Raw genomic sequence first — 15,195 nt, forward strand, 5'->3', positions numbered from 1 at the left:
CGTCTGATCACGACAACAGTGTTCGCAGGAGTGCATCGTGCGTAAGTTGACTCAACTGGTTCTGTTGGCCGCTGTGTTCGCGGCCTCTCCGGCATTCGCTGACATGAAGATCGCGGTGCTCAACTATCAGATGGCGTTGCTCGAGTCCGACGCGGCCAAGCGCTACGCGGTGGACGCCGAGAAGAAGTTCGGTCCGCAACTGAACAGGCTGAAGACCCTGGAGGGCGACGCCAAGCGCATCCAGGATCGCCTGGTGAAGGACGGCGAGAAAATCGCCCAGGCCGAGCGCGAGCGCCTGGAGCTCGAATTCAAGCAGAAGGCCCGTGACTTCCAGTTCCAGTCCAAGGAACTGAACGAAGCCAAGGCCGTCGCCGACCGCGAGATGCTGCAGAAGCTCAAGCCGAACCTGGACAAGGCAGTAGAGGAAGTGATCAAGAAAGGCGGCTATGACCTGGTTCTGGATCGCGGCGCGGTCGTCGATGTCAAACCGCAGTTCGACATCACCCGCCAAGTCATCGAGCGCATGAACCAACTGCGCTGATCATGACGGCTCCCGTGTTTACCCTTGGCCAGTTGGCCGAGCGTCTAGGCGCCACCCTGCGTGGCGCCGCGGACAAGCCGATCAGCGGGCTGGCCACCTTGCACGAGGCCGGGCCCGGGCAATTGAGCTTCCTGGCCAACCCGCAATATCGCAAGTTCCTTGCCGAGACCCGTGCCGGCGCCGTATTGCTGACGCCGGCCGATGCCGAAGGCTACGCCGGCGATGCGTTGCTGATCGCCAATCCTTACCTGGCCTACGCACAGCTCTCCCACCTGTTCGACCGCAAGCCGCAGCCGCTGGCCGGGGTGCACCCGACCGCGCTGGTCGCCGCCGATGCCCAGGTGGACACCAGCGCCAGCATCGGCGCCTATGCGGTGATCGAGAGCGGTGCGCTGATCGGTGCCGGCGTATCGGTTGGCGCCCACTGCTTCGTCGGCGCGCGCAGCGTGATCGGCGAGGGCGGCTGGCTGGCGCCACGCGTGACCCTCTATCACGACGTGAAGATCGGCAAGCGGGTGGTGATCCAGTCCGGTGCGGTGATCGGTGGCGAGGGCTTCGGTTTCGCCAACGAGAAGGGCGTCTGGCAGAAGATCGCGCAGATCGGCGGAGTGACCATCGGAGACGATGTCGAGATCGGCGCCAACACCACCATCGACCGTGGTGCGCTGGCCGACACCCTGATCGGCAACGGCGTCAAGCTGGACAACCAGATCATGATCGCGCACAACGTGCAGGTCGGCGATCACACCGCGATGGCGGCCTGCTGCGGGATTTCCGGCAGCACCAGGATCGGCAAGCACTGCATGCTCGCCGGCGGCGTTGGCCTGGTTGGCCACATTGAGATCTGCGACGGGGTGTTCATCACCGGCATGACCATGGTCACCCGCTCGATCACCGAGCCGGGGGCCTATTCCTCCGGCACCGCCATGCAACCGGCGGCGGAATGGAAGAAAAGCGTGGCGCGTATTCGTCAGCTCGACGACATGGCGCGCCGCCTTCAACAATTGGAAAAGCGCCTGGCAGCCGTGACCTCGGCCGGGAATGCTTCATCTGATGATGCCTGACACGCGCAGACGCGTGTCTTTTTCTTGACTACAGGCTTCCCCGAATATGATGGACATTAACGAAATCCGTGAATACTTGCCGCATCGCTACCCGTTCCTGCTGGTGGACCGGGTGGTCGAACTGGATGCCGTGGAAGGCAAGACCATTCGCGCGTACAAGAATGTCAGCGTCAACGAGCCTTTCTTCAACGGCCATTTCCCGGAGCACCCGATCATGCCGGGCGTGCTGATCATCGAGGCGATGGCCCAGGCCGCCGGCATCCTCGGCTTCAAGATGCTCGACGTGAAGCCGGCGGACGGGACCCTGTACTATTTCGTCGGTTCGGACAAACTGCGTTTTCGCCAGCCGGTGGTGCCGGGCGACCAACTGATCCTCGAAGCCCGGTTCCTCAGCAGCAAGCGCAGCATCTGGAAGTTCGAATGCCGGGCCAGTGTCGATGGCAAGGAGGTCTGCTCGGCTGAAATCACCTGTGCGGAACGCAAACTATGAGTTTGATCGACCCTCGCGCCATCATCGATCCGTCGGCCAGGCTGGCGGATGACGTCGAAGTCGGCCCCTGGTCGATCATCGGTGCCGATGTGGAAATTGGCGAGGGTTCGGTCATCGGCCCGCACGTAGTGATCAAGGGGCCGACGCGGATTGGCAGGCACAACCGCATATTCCAGTTTTCCTCGGTGGGCGAGGACACGCCCGACCTCAAGTACAAGGGCGAGCCGACTCGGCTGGTGATCGGTGACCACAACACCATCCGCGAAGGGGTCACCATCCACCGTGGCACCATCCAGGATCGTTCGGAAACGACCCTGGGCGACCACAACCTGATCATGGCCTATGCCCACATCGGCCACGACAGCGTGATCGGCAACCACTGCATCCTGGTCAACAACACCGCGCTGGCCGGCCACGTGTACGTCGATGACTGGGCGATCCTCTCCGGCTACACGCTGGTTCACCAGTTCTGCCGCATCGGCGCGCACAGCTTCTCCGGCATGGGCACCGCCATCGGCAAGGACGTGCCGGCCTACGTCACCGTGTTCGGCAACCCGGCCGAGGCGCGCAGCATGAACTTCGAGGGCATGCGCCGGCGTGGTTTCAGCGAAGAGGCCATCCAGGCGCTGCGCCGCGCCTACAAGGTGGTCTACCGCCAGGGCCTGACTGTCGACAAGGCGCTCGCCGAACTGGCCGAGCCTGCCGCGCAGTTCCCCGAGGTGGCAGTGTTCGTCGACTCCATCCGAGCCTCCTCCCGCGGCATTACCCGCTGACACCATGACACGCAGACTGCGAATCGCCCTGGTGGCCGGCGAGGCTTCGGGCGACATTCTCGGCGCCGGCCTGATGCGCGAACTGAAGCGCCAGCACGCCGATATCGAATTCATCGGCATCGGCGGCCCGCTGATGCAGGCCGAAGGGCTGAATCCCTACTTCCCCATGGAGCGCCTGGCGGTGATGGGCCTGGTCGAGGTTCTAGGCCGCCTGCCGGAGCTGCTGGCCCGCCGCAAGCGCCTGGTGCGCACGCTGATCGACGCCAGACCCGACGTGTTCATCGGCATCGACGCGCCGGATTTCAACCTCGGCGTCGAGCTCAGGCTGCGCCGCGCCGGGATCAGGACCGTGCACTATGTCAGCCCCTCGGTATGGGCCTGGCGGCAGAAGCGTGTGCTGAAGATTCGCGACGCCTGCGACCTGATGCTGGCCCTGTTTCCCTTCGAGGCGAAGTTCTACGTCGAGCACGGCGTGCCGGTGCGTTTCGTCGGCCACTCGCTGGCGGACACCATTCCTCTGGAAGCCGACCGCCACGCGGCGCGTGCCGAACTGGACCTGCCGCAGGACGTGCCGGTGGTCGCCCTGATGCCGGGCAGCCGGGGCGGCGAAGTGGCGCGGCTCGGTGCGCTGTTCCTCGATGCGGCCGAGCGCCTGCGCGCGGCGCGGCCGGGCATCCGCTTCCTGCTGCCTTGCGCCAGTCCGGAACGGCGCACCCAGGTGGAAACGCTGCTGGCCGGCCGCGATCTGTCGCTGACCCTGCTCGACGGCCGTTCGCACACCGCCCTGGCCGCTTGCGACGCGGTGCTGATCGCTTCCGGCACGGCGACCCTGGAGGCGCTGCTGTACAAGCGGCCGATGGTGGTGGCCTACCGCCTGGCACCGCTGACCTATCGCATCCTCCGCCGCCTGGTGAAGAGCCCGTACATCTCCCTGCCGAACCTGCTCGCCCAGCGCCTGCTGGTGCCGGAGCTGATCCAGGACGAGGCGACTCCGGAGGCGCTGGCCCGCACCCTGTTGCCCTTGCTGGACGACGGCGTGGTGCAGACCGAAGGCTTCGATGCCATCCACCGGACCCTGCGCCAGGACGCCTCACGTACGGCGGCGGGCGCGGTGCTCGAACTGATCGGGGTAGCCTGATGCAATTGGGTCTGGATTTCAGCCTAGTCGAGGAACTGGTCGCCGGTGTCGACGAGGTCGGCCGTGGCCCGCTGTGCGGCGCGGTGGTCACCGCCGCGGTGATCCTCGATCCGCAGCGGCCGATCCTCGGGCTCAACGACTCCAAGAAGCTCAGCGAGGCACGCCGCGACCACCTGTTCGACGAGATCCGGGAGAAAGCCCTGGCCTGGTGCATCGCCCGTGCCGAGGTGGAGGAGATCGATCGCCTGAACATCCTCCACGCCACCATGCTGGCCATGCAGCGCGCGGTGGAAGGGCTCAGCGTCACGCCGAAGCTGGCGCTGATCGATGGTAACCGCTGCCCCAAGCTGGCGGTGCCCAGCGCGCCGGTGGTCAAGGGCGACAGCCGCGTGCCGGCGATCGCCGCGGCGTCGATCCTCGCCAAGGTCAGCCGCGATCGCGAGATGCGCGAACTGGACCTCCAGTATCCGGGCTATGGGATCGCCGGGCACAAGGGCTATCCCACCGCCGAGCACCTGGCGGCCCTGCAGCGCCTGGGACCGACTCCCATCCATCGGCGCTCCTTCGCACCGGTGCGGGCGTTGCTCGAAAGCTGAAAAGCCGATCAAGAGCGCTGGAGGCTGGAAGGCTGGACGAAAAAGCGATCCGGCTTTTGTAGGGTGCCGCCGTGCGCACCGTTTACCCTGGTGCCAGCAGGGTGCTTCGCTGGAAACAGGCCCGTCCGCTTTTGTAGGAGCCAGCTTGCTGGCGATGTTTTGGACGTTGCCGGTGATCGCGCGCATGGCGCGCTCCTACAATAGGACTCCGTCGTGGGGTCGGCGGGGACGCCCAGTTCCATGGCCGCGAAAAAGCTTGACGCAGAAGGTGCATGGCCAGAACGCTGTCCAGCCTCCAGCCTCCAGCCTCCAGCCTCCAGCCTCCAGCCTCCAGCCTCCAGCCTCCAGCCTCCAGCCTCCAGCCTCCAGCCTCCAGCCTCCAGCTTGCTGCTACAATCCGCGCTTTGTCGTTTTCCTCAGCAAGGCCCATCCATGACCGTACCTTTCGTCCACCTGCGTCTGCATACCGAATACTCCCTGGTCGATGGCCTGGTACGGGTCAAACCCCTGGTCAAGGCGGTGGCCGGCGCCGGGATGCCGGCGGTGGCGGTGACCGACCAGAGCAACATGTGCTCGCTGGTGAAGTTCTACAAGACCGCCATGGGCGCCGGCGTCAAGCCGATCTGTGGCGCTGACATCTGGCTGGCCAGCGTTGATGAGGATGGCCCGCTGAGCCGCCTGACGCTGCTGGTGATGAACGCCAAGGGTTACCGCAACCTCACCGAACTGGTCTCCCGTGGCTGGACCGATGGCCAGCGCAACGGCCTAGTGGTCATCGAGCGCGATTGGGTGAAAGAGGCCGCCGAGGGGCTGATCGCCCTGTCCGGGGCCAAGGAGGGCGAGATCGGTCGCGCCCTGCTGGCCGGCGACGAGGCTGCCGCCGAAGCCCTGCTGGGCGAGTGGATGGAAGTGTTCCCCGAGCGCCTGTACCTGGAAGTGCAGCGCACCAGCAGGGCTGGCGACGAGGAGTACCTGCACGCCGCGGTGGCCCTGGCCGAACGCTGCGGCGCGCCGCTGGTGGCGACCAACGACGTGCGCTTCATCAAGCAGGACGATTTCGAGGCCCACGAAACCCGCGTGTGCATCGGTGAAGGCCGTACCCTCGACGACCCGCGCCGCCCGCGCAACTATTCCGACCAGCAGTACCTGAAGACTCCCGAAGAGATGTGGGAGCTGTTCAGCGACCTGCCCGAGGCGCTGGAAAACACCGTCGAGATCGCCAAGCGCTGCAACATCGAAGTGCAACTCGGCAAATACTTCCTGCCGGACTTCCCGACTCCCAACGGCATGGGGATCGACGACTACCTGCGGCATGTCTCCTACGAAGGGCTGGAGGAGCGCCTGGAGGTGCTGCTGCCCAAGGACACGCCGAACTACGAGGAAAAGCGCCAGGTCTATGTCGACCGCCTGGAGTTCGAGCTGGGCACCATCATCCAGATGGGCTTCCCCGGCTACTTCCTGATCGTGATGGACTTCATCAAGTGGGCCAAGAACAACGGCGTGCCGGTCGGTCCGGGCCGGGGATCGGGCGCGGGCAGCCTGGTCGCCTACGTGCTGAAGATCACCGACCTCGACCCGCTGGCCTACGACCTGCTGTTCGAACGTTTCCTCAACCCCGAGCGGATCTCCATGCCCGACTTCGACGTCGACTTCTGCATGGACGGCCGCGACCGGGTCATCGACTACGTGGCCGAGGCCTACGGGCGCAACGCGGTGAGCCAGATCATCACCTTCGGCACGATGGCCGCCAAGGCGGTGGTGCGCGACGTGGCCCGGGTGCAGGGCAAGTCCTACGGCCTGGCCGACCGCCTGTCGAAGATGATCCCCTTCGAAGTCGGCATGACCCTGGAGAAGGCCTACGAGATGGAGGAGCCGCTGCGCGAGTTCCTCAAGAACGACGAAGAGGCCGCGGAAATCTGGGAGATGTCGCTCAAGCTCGAGGGCATCACCCGGGGCACCGGCAAGCACGCCGGTGGCGTGGTCATCGCGCCGACCAAGCTCACCGATTTCGCGCCGATCGCCTGTGACGAAGAGGGCGGCGGCCTGGTGACCCAGTTCGACAAGGACGACGTCGAGCAGGCCGGCCTGGTGAAGTTCGACTTCCTCGGCCTGCGGACCCTGACCATCATCAAGTGGGCGATGGAGACCATCAACCGCGAGAAGGCCAAGAATGGCCAGGAACCGGTCAACATCGACTTCATCCCGCTGGATGACAAGCCGACCTACGCGCTGTTGCAGAAGGCCGAGACCACCGCGGTGTTCCAGCTCGAATCGCGTGGCATGAAGGAGCTGATCAAGAAGCTCAAGCCGGACTGCCTGGAAGACCTCATCGCTCTGGTGGCGCTGTTCCGGCCCGGCCCGTTGCAGTCGGGCATGGTGGACGACTTCATCAACCGGAAGCACGGCCGCGCGGAAGTCTCCTACCCGCACCCGGACTACCAGTACGCTGGCCTCGAGCCGGTGCTCAAGCCCACCTACGGCATCATCCTGTACCAGGAACAGGTGATGCAGATCGCCCAGGTGATGGCCGGCTACACCCTCGGCGGCGCGGACATGCTGCGTCGTGCCATGGGCAAGAAGAAGCCCGAGGAAATGGCCAAGCAGCGCGGTGGCTTCATCGAGGGCTGTGCGAACAACGGCATCGATGCCGACCTGGCGGGCAACATCTTCGACCTGGTGGAAAAGTTCGCCGGCTACGGCTTCAACAAATCCCACTCGGCCGCCTACGGCCTGGTTTCCTACCAGACGGCGTGGCTGAAGGCGCACTATCCGGCGCCGTTCATGGCCGCGGTGCTGTCGGCGGATATGCACAACACCGACAAGGTGGTGATCCTGATCGAGGAATGCCGCAGCATGAAGCTGCGCATCGATCCACCGGATGTGAACATCTCCGAATTCAAGTTCACCGTGAACGACGACGGCCGCATCGTCTACGGCCTCGGCGCCGTCAAGGGCGTCGGCGAGGGGCCGGTGGAAGCCATCGCCGAATGCCGTGCCGAGGGCGGGCCGTTCAAGGACCTGTTCGACTTCTGCGCCCGCGTCGACCTGAAGCGCATCAACAAGCGCACTCTGGAGGCGCTGATCCGCTCCGGTGCGCTGGACCGCCTGGGGCCGTACTACCACGACGAGGCCAAGGCCTACCAGGCCAACATCGACCGCAACCGTGCGGTGCTGCTGGCGGCCATGGAAGAGGCGGTGCAGGCCGCCGAACAGACCGCGCGCAGCCATGACAGCGGCCACATGGACCTGTTCGGCGGGCTGTTCTCCGAGCCCGAGGCAGACGTCTACGCCAACCATCGCAAGGCTCGTGAGCTGTCGATGAAGGAACGCCTGAAGGGCGAGAAGGACACCCTCGGCCTGTATCTGACCGGCCACCCGATCGACGAGTACGAAGGCGAGATCCGCCGCTTCGCCCGCCAGCGCATCGTCGAGCTGAAGCCGGCGCGCGACAGCCAGACCATCGCCGGGATGATCGTCAACCTGCGGGTGATGAAGAACAAGAAGGGCGACAAGATGGGCTTCATCACCCTCGACGACCGTTCTGGACGGATCGAGGCGTCGTTGTTCGCCGATGCCTTCGCCAGCAACCAGGCGCTGTTGCAGAACGACGCCCTGGTGGTGGTCGAGGGCGAGGTCAGCAACGACGACTTCTCCGGCGGCCTGCGCCTGCGCGCGAAGCGGGTGATGAGCCTGGAAGAGGCGCGCACCGGCCTGGCCGACAGCCTGCGCGTAAAGGTGCAGGCCGACGCGCTGAAGGGCGACCGCCTGCGCTGGCTCGGCGAACTGTGCAGTCGCCACCGCGGCGCCTGTCCGCTGACCCTCGACTACACCGGCAGCGAGGCCAAGGCCGTGTTGCAGTTCGGCGAAGCCTGGCGGATCGACCCGGCGGATACTTTGATTCAGGCGCTGCGTGACCAGTTCGGGCGAGACAACGTCTTTCTCCACTACCGCTGATATCGGATGCCCAACGCTCCGGTATCGGACGCGAATTTCCGGCGGCCGGCGGCGAAAATCGCCTGTCGCCCGATTGAGTCTCGACCTGGATGCGCCTGTCCCGTAAGGTAAGGCGCTAAACGGAATCAGCCGCCCGGCCGCCTGGCCGTCGACGCAAGACGGATGCCTATGAACCCGAACTTTCTCGATTTCGAACAGCCGATCGCCGACCTGCAAGCCAAGATCGAAGAGTTGCGCCTGGTCGGCAACGACAACTCCCTGAACATCGGCGACGAGATCGCCCGCCTGCAAGACAAGAGCAGGTCGCTCACCGAGAGCATCTTCGGCAATCTCGATAGCTGGCAGATCGCCAAGCTGGCACGCCATCCCCGCCGCCCCTATACCCTCGACTACATCCAGAACATCTTCACCGAGTTCGAAGAGCTGCATGGCGACCGCCATTTCTCCGACGACCCGGCGATCGTCGGTGGCGTGGCTCGCCTGGACGGCCAGCCGGTGATGGTCATCGGCCACCAGAAGGGCCGCGAAGTGCGCGAGAAGGTGCGCCGCAACTTCGGCATGCCGCGCCCCGAGGGCTACCGCAAGGCCTGCCGCCTGATGGAAATGGCCGAGCGCTTCAAGCTGCCGATCCTCACCTTCATCGACACCCCCGGCGCGTACCCGGGCATCGATGCCGAAGAGCGCGGGCAGAGCGAGGCGATCGCCTGGAACCTGCGCGTGATGGCCCGCCTGAAAACCCCGATCATCGCCACCGTGATCGGCGAGGGCGGTTCCGGCGGCGCGCTGGCCATCGGCGTGTGCGACCAGTTGAACATGTTGCAGTACTCGACCTACGCGGTGATCTCGCCGGAAGGCTGCGCCTCGATTCTCTGGCGTACCGCCGAGAAGGCGCCGGAAGCGGCCGAGGCCATGGGCATCACCGCCGATCGCCTGAAGGACCTGGGCATCGTCGACCAGATCATCCCGGAACCGCTGGGCGGCGCCCACAGCGATCCGGAAGCGGCTTCCGCGACCATCCGCGAGGCGCTGATCGGCCAATTGGGCAGCCTGCGCAAGCTGGATGCCGACAAGCTGCTGTCGCGCCGCTACGAGCGGCTGATGAGCTACGGCGTTTCGTGAGCCGCAAGCGGCAAGCCACAAGCTGCAAGCGGGGGCGGTCCGAGCTTGTAGCTTGTAGCTTGTAGCTTGTAGCTTGTAGCTGCCCCCATGCCCCTTTCCTCCCGCCTGCTTTCCGCCGTTTCCCCCTGGCGTTCCGCCCCGGCTTGGCGCATCGCGCTGTCCGGCGGGCTGGATTCCACCGTTCTGTTGCATCTCCTGGCGACGCTCGCCCGCTGCGAGCGTTTGCCTCCGTTGTCCGCCATCCACGTCCATCATGGTTTGCAGGTCGCCGCCGATGCCTGGCCGGCGCATTGCCAGGCGTTGTGCGCCGGGCTCGGCGTGCCCCTGCAAGTGCTGCATGTGAAGGTCGATGGCGGCGCCAGCCTGGAGCGTGCCGCGCGCGAGGCGCGCTATGCGGCGCTGGCCGGCTGCCTGGGGGAGGACGAGCTGTTGCTCACCGCGCAGCACCGCGACGACCAGGCGGAAACCCTGCTGTTCCGCCTGCTGCGTGGCGCCGGCGTGCGTGGCCTGGCCGGCATGCCGACGAGCCGGCCGCTGGGGCGTGGCACCTTGCTGCGGCCGTTGCTGGACTGTTCGCGCGCCGAGCTGGAGGATTACGCCCGCGCCCAGGGGCTGAGCTGGGTGGAGGACCCGTCGAATGCCGATACCCGGCTTTCCCGCAACTTTCTACGCCAGCGGATAATGCCGGCGTTGCGCGAGCGCTGGCCGCAGTCCGACGCCAGCCTGGCACGCGCTGCCGCGCACCTGCGCGAGGCGCAGGAACTGCTCGACGAACTGGCTGGCCAGGACCTCCTGGCCGCTCGCACCGAATCCCCCTGGCCCTGGCTGAACCTGCCGTCACTGGAGCTGGCGCCCCTGACGCGCCTGTCACATGCCCGCCAGCGCAATGCGGTGCGAACCTGGCTGGCCGGGCACACACGGATGCCGGATAGCGATCACTGGGCTGGCTGGGAAGCCCTGCGCGATGCCGCCGTCGACGCACAGCCCGTCTGGCGCCTGGGCGATGGCGAGCTGCAGCGTGCCGACGGCCGTGTCTGGTGGCTGAGCGGTGACTGGCTGCGAGTGCCGGAAGCCCCGGTTCCCTGGCCTGACCCGTCGAGCCCTCTGAAACTGCCCGGCAACGGTTTGCTGAGCCTGGAAGGCGTGCCGCCGTCGGGTGCCCTGGAGGTTCGCTATCGCCAGGGCGGCGAGGTCCTGCAACTGCCCGGGCGCGGCCGCCGCGACCTCAAGCGCCTGCTCAACGAAGCGGGCCTGCCGGCCTTCCTGCGTGGCCGGCTGCCGCTGCTCTTCCGGGACGACGAGTTGCTCGCGGTGGCCAACCTGCCGCTGCTCGGTGCTTCGGGGGCGGAGGCATTCCGGCTTCACTGGCGGGGTCCGACGAATGACCAAGGTTTGAGCTGAAAGCACCTTTGGCGTAGACTACGCTCCCGTCTAACAGAGCCCCGCCGATTCCCTCGGAACCGGCGGTGCTTGCATTTTCAAAGGTAGTGGGCAGGCTTCGGCCTTCCTTCGCATCTCCGGCGGTGCCAACCGCCTAAACGCTGACTTCTAGGGTTTTTCATGACGCGCTACATCTTCGTCACGGGCGGTGTTGTTTCTTCATTGGGGAAAGGCATTGCCTCGGCTTCATTGGCGGCCATCCTGGAGGCGCGGGGCCTGAAGGTCACGATGCTCAAGCTCGACCCCTACATCAACGTCGATCCGGGCACCATGAGCCCGTTCCAGCACGGTGAGGTGTTCGTCACCCAAGACGGCGCCGAGACCGACCTCGACCTGGGGCACTACGAGCGGTTCATCCGCACCACCATGACCCAGGACAACAACTTCACCACCGGCCGGGTCTACGCCGACGTGCTGCGCAAGGAGCGCCGTGGCGACTACCTGGGCGCCACCATCCAGGTGATCCCGCACATCACCGACGAGATCAAGCGCCGCATCATCAAGGGCGCCGCCGGGGCCGACGTGGCCCTGGTCGAGATCGGCGGCACGGTCGGCGACATCGAGTCGCAACCCTTCCTCGAGGCGATCCGCCAGTTGCGCGTGGAGGTCGGCGCCAAGCGCGCCATGCTGATGCACCTGACCCTGGTGCCCTACATCGCCACCGCCGGCGAGACCAAGACCAAGCCGACCCAGCACTCGGTCAAGGAACTGCGTTCCATCGGCCTGCAACCCGACGTGCTGATCTGCCGCTCCGACCACCCCGTGGACATCTCCTCGCGCCGCAAGATCGCGCTGTTCACCAACGTCGAGGAGCGCGCGGTGATCGGCCTGGAAGACGTCGACACCATCTACAAGATTCCCTCCGTGCTGCACGCCCAGGGCCTGGACGATTTCGTCGTCGAGCGCTTCGGCCTGGAGTGCGGCCCGGCCGACCTCTCCGAATGGGATCGCGTGGTCGATGCCAAGCTGCACCCGGAGAAGGAAGTCACCATCGCCATGGTCGGCAAGTACATGGAACTGCTGGATGCCTACAAGTCGCTGATCGAGGCGATGAGCCACGCCGGCATCCAGAACCGCACCAAGGTGAACATCCGCTACATCGACTCGGAAGACATCGAGAACCAGGGCACCAGCCTGCTGGAAGGCGTCGATGCCATCCTGGTTCCCGGCGGCTTCGGCCTGCGCGGCGTGGAAGGCAAGATCCAGACCGTGCAGTACGCCCGCGAGAACAAGATCCCCTACCTCGGCATCTGCCTCGGCATGCAGGTGGCGGTGATCGAATACGCGCGCAACGTGCTGGGCTGGACCAACGCCAACTCCACCGAGTTCGACAAGGACAGCGACCACCCGGTGATCGGTCTGATCACCGAATGGCAGGACGCCGCCGGCACCACCGAAGTGCGTACCGAGGCTTCCGACCTCGGCGGCACCATGCGTCTCGGTGCCCAGGAGTGCCAACTGGAAGATGGCTCCCGCGTACGCGAGTGCTACGCCAAGGACGTGATCGTCGAGCGCCACCGCCACCGCTACGAAGTGAACAACAACCTGCTGCCCGAGCTGCAGGCCGCGGGCCTCAAGGTCACCGGCCGTTCCGGCGACGGCGCCCTGGTGGAAGTGGTCGAGGCCCCGGACCATCCGTGGTTCGTCGCCTGCCAGTTCCACCCCGAGTTCACCTCGACCCCGCGTGACGGCCATCCGCTGTTCAGCGGCTTCGTCAATGCCGCCCTGGCGCAGAAAGTGAAGAAGGCGTAAGGACATGGCGCAGAAGATCATCCGCGTCGGCGGCATCGAGATCGCCAACGACAAGCCGTTCGTCCTGTTCGGCGGCATGAACGTGCTGGAGTCCCGCGACCTGGCCCTGCAGGTCTGCGAGGAATACGTACGGGTCACCGACAAGCTCGGCATCCCCTACGTGTTCAAGGCCAGCTTCGACAAGGCCAACCGTTCCTCGATCACCTCCTTCCGCGGCCCCGGCCTGGAAGAGGGCATGCGTATCTTCGAGGACGTGAAGAAAGCCTTCGGCGTGTCGGTGATCACCGATGTCCACGAGCCGTACCAGGCCGCCCCGGTGGCCGAGGTGTGCGAGATCATCCAGTTGCCGGCCTTCCTGTCGCGGCAGACCGACCTAGTGGTGGCCATGGCTAGGACCGGCGCGGTGATCAACATCAAGAAAGCCCAGTTCCTCGCGCCCCAGGAGATGAAGCACATCCTGCGCAAGTGCGAAGAGGCCGGTAACGACCAACTGATCCTCTGCGAGCGCGGCTCGTCGTTCGGCTACAACAACCTGGTGGTCGACATGCTTGGCTTCGGCATCATGAAGCAGTTCGAATACCCGGTGTTCTTCGACGTCACCCACGCCCTGCAGATGCCCGGCGGTCGTGCCGACTCCGCCGGTGGCCGCCGTGCCCAGGTCACCGACCTGGCCAAGGCCGGGATGAGCCAGGGCCTGGCCGGCCTGTTCCTTGAAGCCCATCCGGACCCGGACAACGCCAAGTGCGACGGTCCTTGCGCCCTGCGCCTGAACAAGCTGGAGGCGTTCCTGTCCCAGCTCAAGCAACTGGACGAGCTGGTCAAGAGTTTTCCGCCGATTGAGACTGCCTGATCGGCTCGTTCTCCGGTAAAGTGCCGCACGGACACGAACTGACTGCCTGGTCAGGTCCGTGCGCCCGCCTCGGGCGGCTGCTATTTCGTCAAACCTTGGAGTGCAAACAACAATGGCAAAGATCGTCGACATCAAGGGTCGTGAGGTTCTCGACTCCCGTGGCAACCCCACCGTGGAAGCCGATGTGATCCTCGACAATGGCATCGTCGGCAGCGCCTGCGCGCCGTCCGGTGCTTCCACCGGTTCCCGCGAAGCGCTGGAACTGCGTGATGGCGACAAGAGCCGCTACCTGGGCAAGGGCGTGCTGAAGGCCGTGGCCAACATCAACGGGCCGATCCGCGACCTGCTGTTGGGCAAGGACGCCGCCGACCAGCAAGCCCTGGACCGCGCGATGATCGAGCTGGACGGTACCGAGAACAAGGCCAAGCTGGGCGCCAACGCCATCCTCGCCGTGTCCCTGGCCGCCGCCAAGGCCGCCGCCCAGGCCAAGGGCGTGCCGCTCTACGCGCACATCGCCGACCTCAACGGCACCCCGGGCGTGTATTCCATGCCGGTGCCGATGATGAACATCATCAACGGTGGCGAACACGCCGACAACAACGTCGATATCCAGGAATTCATGGTCCAGCCGGTCGGCGCCAAGACCTTCGCCGATGCCCTGCGCATGGGCGCCGAGATCTTCCACCACCTGAAGGCCGTGCTGAAGGCCCGTGGCCTGAACACCGCCGTCGGCGACGAAGGCGGCTTCGCGCCGAACCTGGCCTCCAACGAAGACGCCCTGGGCGCCATCGCCGAGGCTGTCGAGAAGGCCGGCTACAAGCTGGGCAGCGACGTGACCCTGGCCCTGGACTGCGCCTCCAGCGAGTTCTACAAGGACGGCAAGTACGAGCTGTCCGGCGAAGGCAAGTCGTTCGACGCCGCCGGTTTCGCCGACTACCTGGCCGGCCTGACCCAGCGCTACCCGATCATCTCCATCGAAGACGGCATGGACGAGTCTGACTGGGCCGGCTGGAAAGGCCTGACCGACAAGATCGGCGCCAAGGTGCAACTGGTCGGCGACGACCTGTTCGTGACCAACACCAAGATCCTCAAGGAAGGCATCGAGAAGGGCATCGGCAACTCGATCCTGATCAAGTTCAACCAGATCGGTTCGCTGACCGAGACCCTGGAAGCCATCCAGATGGCCAAGGCCGCCGGCTACACCGCGGTGATCTCGCACCGCTCCGGCGAAACCGAGGACAACACCATCGCCGACCTGGCCGTGGGCACCGCCGCCGGCCAGATCAAGACCGGCTCGCTGTGCCGTTCCGACCGCGTGTCCAAGTACAACCAACTGCTGCGCATCGAAGAGCAGTTGGGCGGAAAAGCGCCCTATCGCGGTCGCACCGAGTTCCGCGGCTAAGCCGGGAAGTGGTAAAAGGGCAGCGCAAGCTGCCCTTTTTCTTCTATGACTATGACGGGACCCCGTGCGGTTGTAA

The 15,195-nt window shown here is 65.5% G+C and carries 12 protein-coding genes; all 12 read left to right on the top strand.

The features are described from left to right. Window positions 1-37: 37 nt before the first annotated feature. Window positions 38-541, top strand: coding sequence for an OmpH family outer membrane protein (locus PSEWESI4_RS12910; RefSeq protein ID WP_187671609.1), 504 nt, complete (start codon window positions 38-40; stop codon window positions 539-541). Between the two features lie 2 nt (window positions 542-543). After that, window positions 544-1,605, top strand: coding sequence for a UDP-3-O-(3-hydroxymyristoyl)glucosamine N-acyltransferase (lpxD, locus tag PSEWESI4_RS12915; protein ID WP_408004309.1), 1,062 nt, complete (start codon window positions 544-546; stop codon window positions 1,603-1,605). Between the two features lie 46 nt (window positions 1,606-1,651). Next, window positions 1,652-2,095 (top strand): 3-hydroxyacyl-ACP dehydratase FabZ, encoded by a 444-nt coding sequence (gene fabZ, locus PSEWESI4_RS12920; RefSeq protein WP_187671610.1) that lies wholly within the window; start codon window positions 1,652-1,654, stop codon window positions 2,093-2,095. After that, window positions 2,092-2,868, top strand: a complete 777-nt coding sequence (lpxA, locus tag PSEWESI4_RS12925; RefSeq protein ID WP_187671611.1) for an acyl-ACP--UDP-N-acetylglucosamine O-acyltransferase — start codon at window positions 2,092-2,094, stop codon at window positions 2,866-2,868. The genes fabZ and lpxA overlap by 4 nt, the downstream gene beginning before the upstream one ends. A gap of 4 nt (window positions 2,869-2,872) precedes the next feature. Then, window positions 2,873-4,006, top strand: coding sequence for a lipid-A-disaccharide synthase (gene lpxB / locus PSEWESI4_RS12930; RefSeq protein WP_187671612.1), 1,134 nt, complete (start codon window positions 2,873-2,875; stop codon window positions 4,004-4,006). After that, window positions 4,006-4,602 carry a ribonuclease HII gene (gene rnhB, locus PSEWESI4_RS12935; protein ID WP_187671613.1) on the top strand — a complete coding sequence of 199 codons (597 nt, stop codon included), beginning with the start codon at window positions 4,006-4,008 and terminating at the stop codon, window positions 4,600-4,602. The genes lpxB and rnhB overlap by 1 nt, the downstream gene beginning before the upstream one ends. A gap of 432 nt (window positions 4,603-5,034) precedes the next feature. Then, window positions 5,035-8,556, top strand: coding sequence for a DNA polymerase III subunit alpha (dnaE, locus tag PSEWESI4_RS12940; RefSeq protein ID WP_187671614.1), 3,522 nt, complete (start codon window positions 5,035-5,037; stop codon window positions 8,554-8,556). A gap of 168 nt (window positions 8,557-8,724) precedes the next feature. Beyond that, window positions 8,725-9,675 carry an acetyl-CoA carboxylase carboxyltransferase subunit alpha gene (locus tag PSEWESI4_RS12945; protein ID WP_187671615.1) on the top strand — a complete coding sequence of 317 codons (951 nt, stop codon included), beginning with the start codon at window positions 8,725-8,727 and terminating at the stop codon, window positions 9,673-9,675. Between the two features lie 87 nt (window positions 9,676-9,762). Further along, a complete protein-coding gene (tilS, locus tag PSEWESI4_RS12950) occupies window positions 9,763-11,076 on the top strand; it encodes a tRNA lysidine(34) synthetase TilS (RefSeq protein ID WP_187671616.1) in 1,314 nt (437 codons plus the stop codon). Between the two features lie 159 nt (window positions 11,077-11,235). Beyond that, window positions 11,236-12,867, top strand: a complete 1,632-nt coding sequence (locus PSEWESI4_RS12955) for a CTP synthase (RefSeq protein ID WP_187671617.1) — start codon at window positions 11,236-11,238, stop codon at window positions 12,865-12,867. A gap of 4 nt (window positions 12,868-12,871) precedes the next feature. Continuing rightward, entirely contained in the window at window positions 12,872-13,717 is an 846-nt protein-coding gene (kdsA, locus tag PSEWESI4_RS12960; RefSeq protein ID WP_187671618.1) for a 3-deoxy-8-phosphooctulonate synthase, read from the top strand. 112 nt (window positions 13,718-13,829) lie between these two features. Continuing rightward, window positions 13,830-15,119: a phosphopyruvate hydratase gene (gene eno, locus PSEWESI4_RS12965; protein WP_187671619.1), complete on the top strand. Its 1,290-nt coding sequence runs from the start codon at window positions 13,830-13,832 to the stop codon at window positions 15,117-15,119. The last annotated feature ends 76 nt before the right edge of the window (window positions 15,120-15,195 follow it).

The organism is Zestomonas carbonaria (genome assembly GCF_904061905.1).
Taxonomy (GTDB): domain Bacteria; phylum Pseudomonadota; class Gammaproteobacteria; order Pseudomonadales; family Pseudomonadaceae; genus Aquipseudomonas; species Aquipseudomonas carbonaria.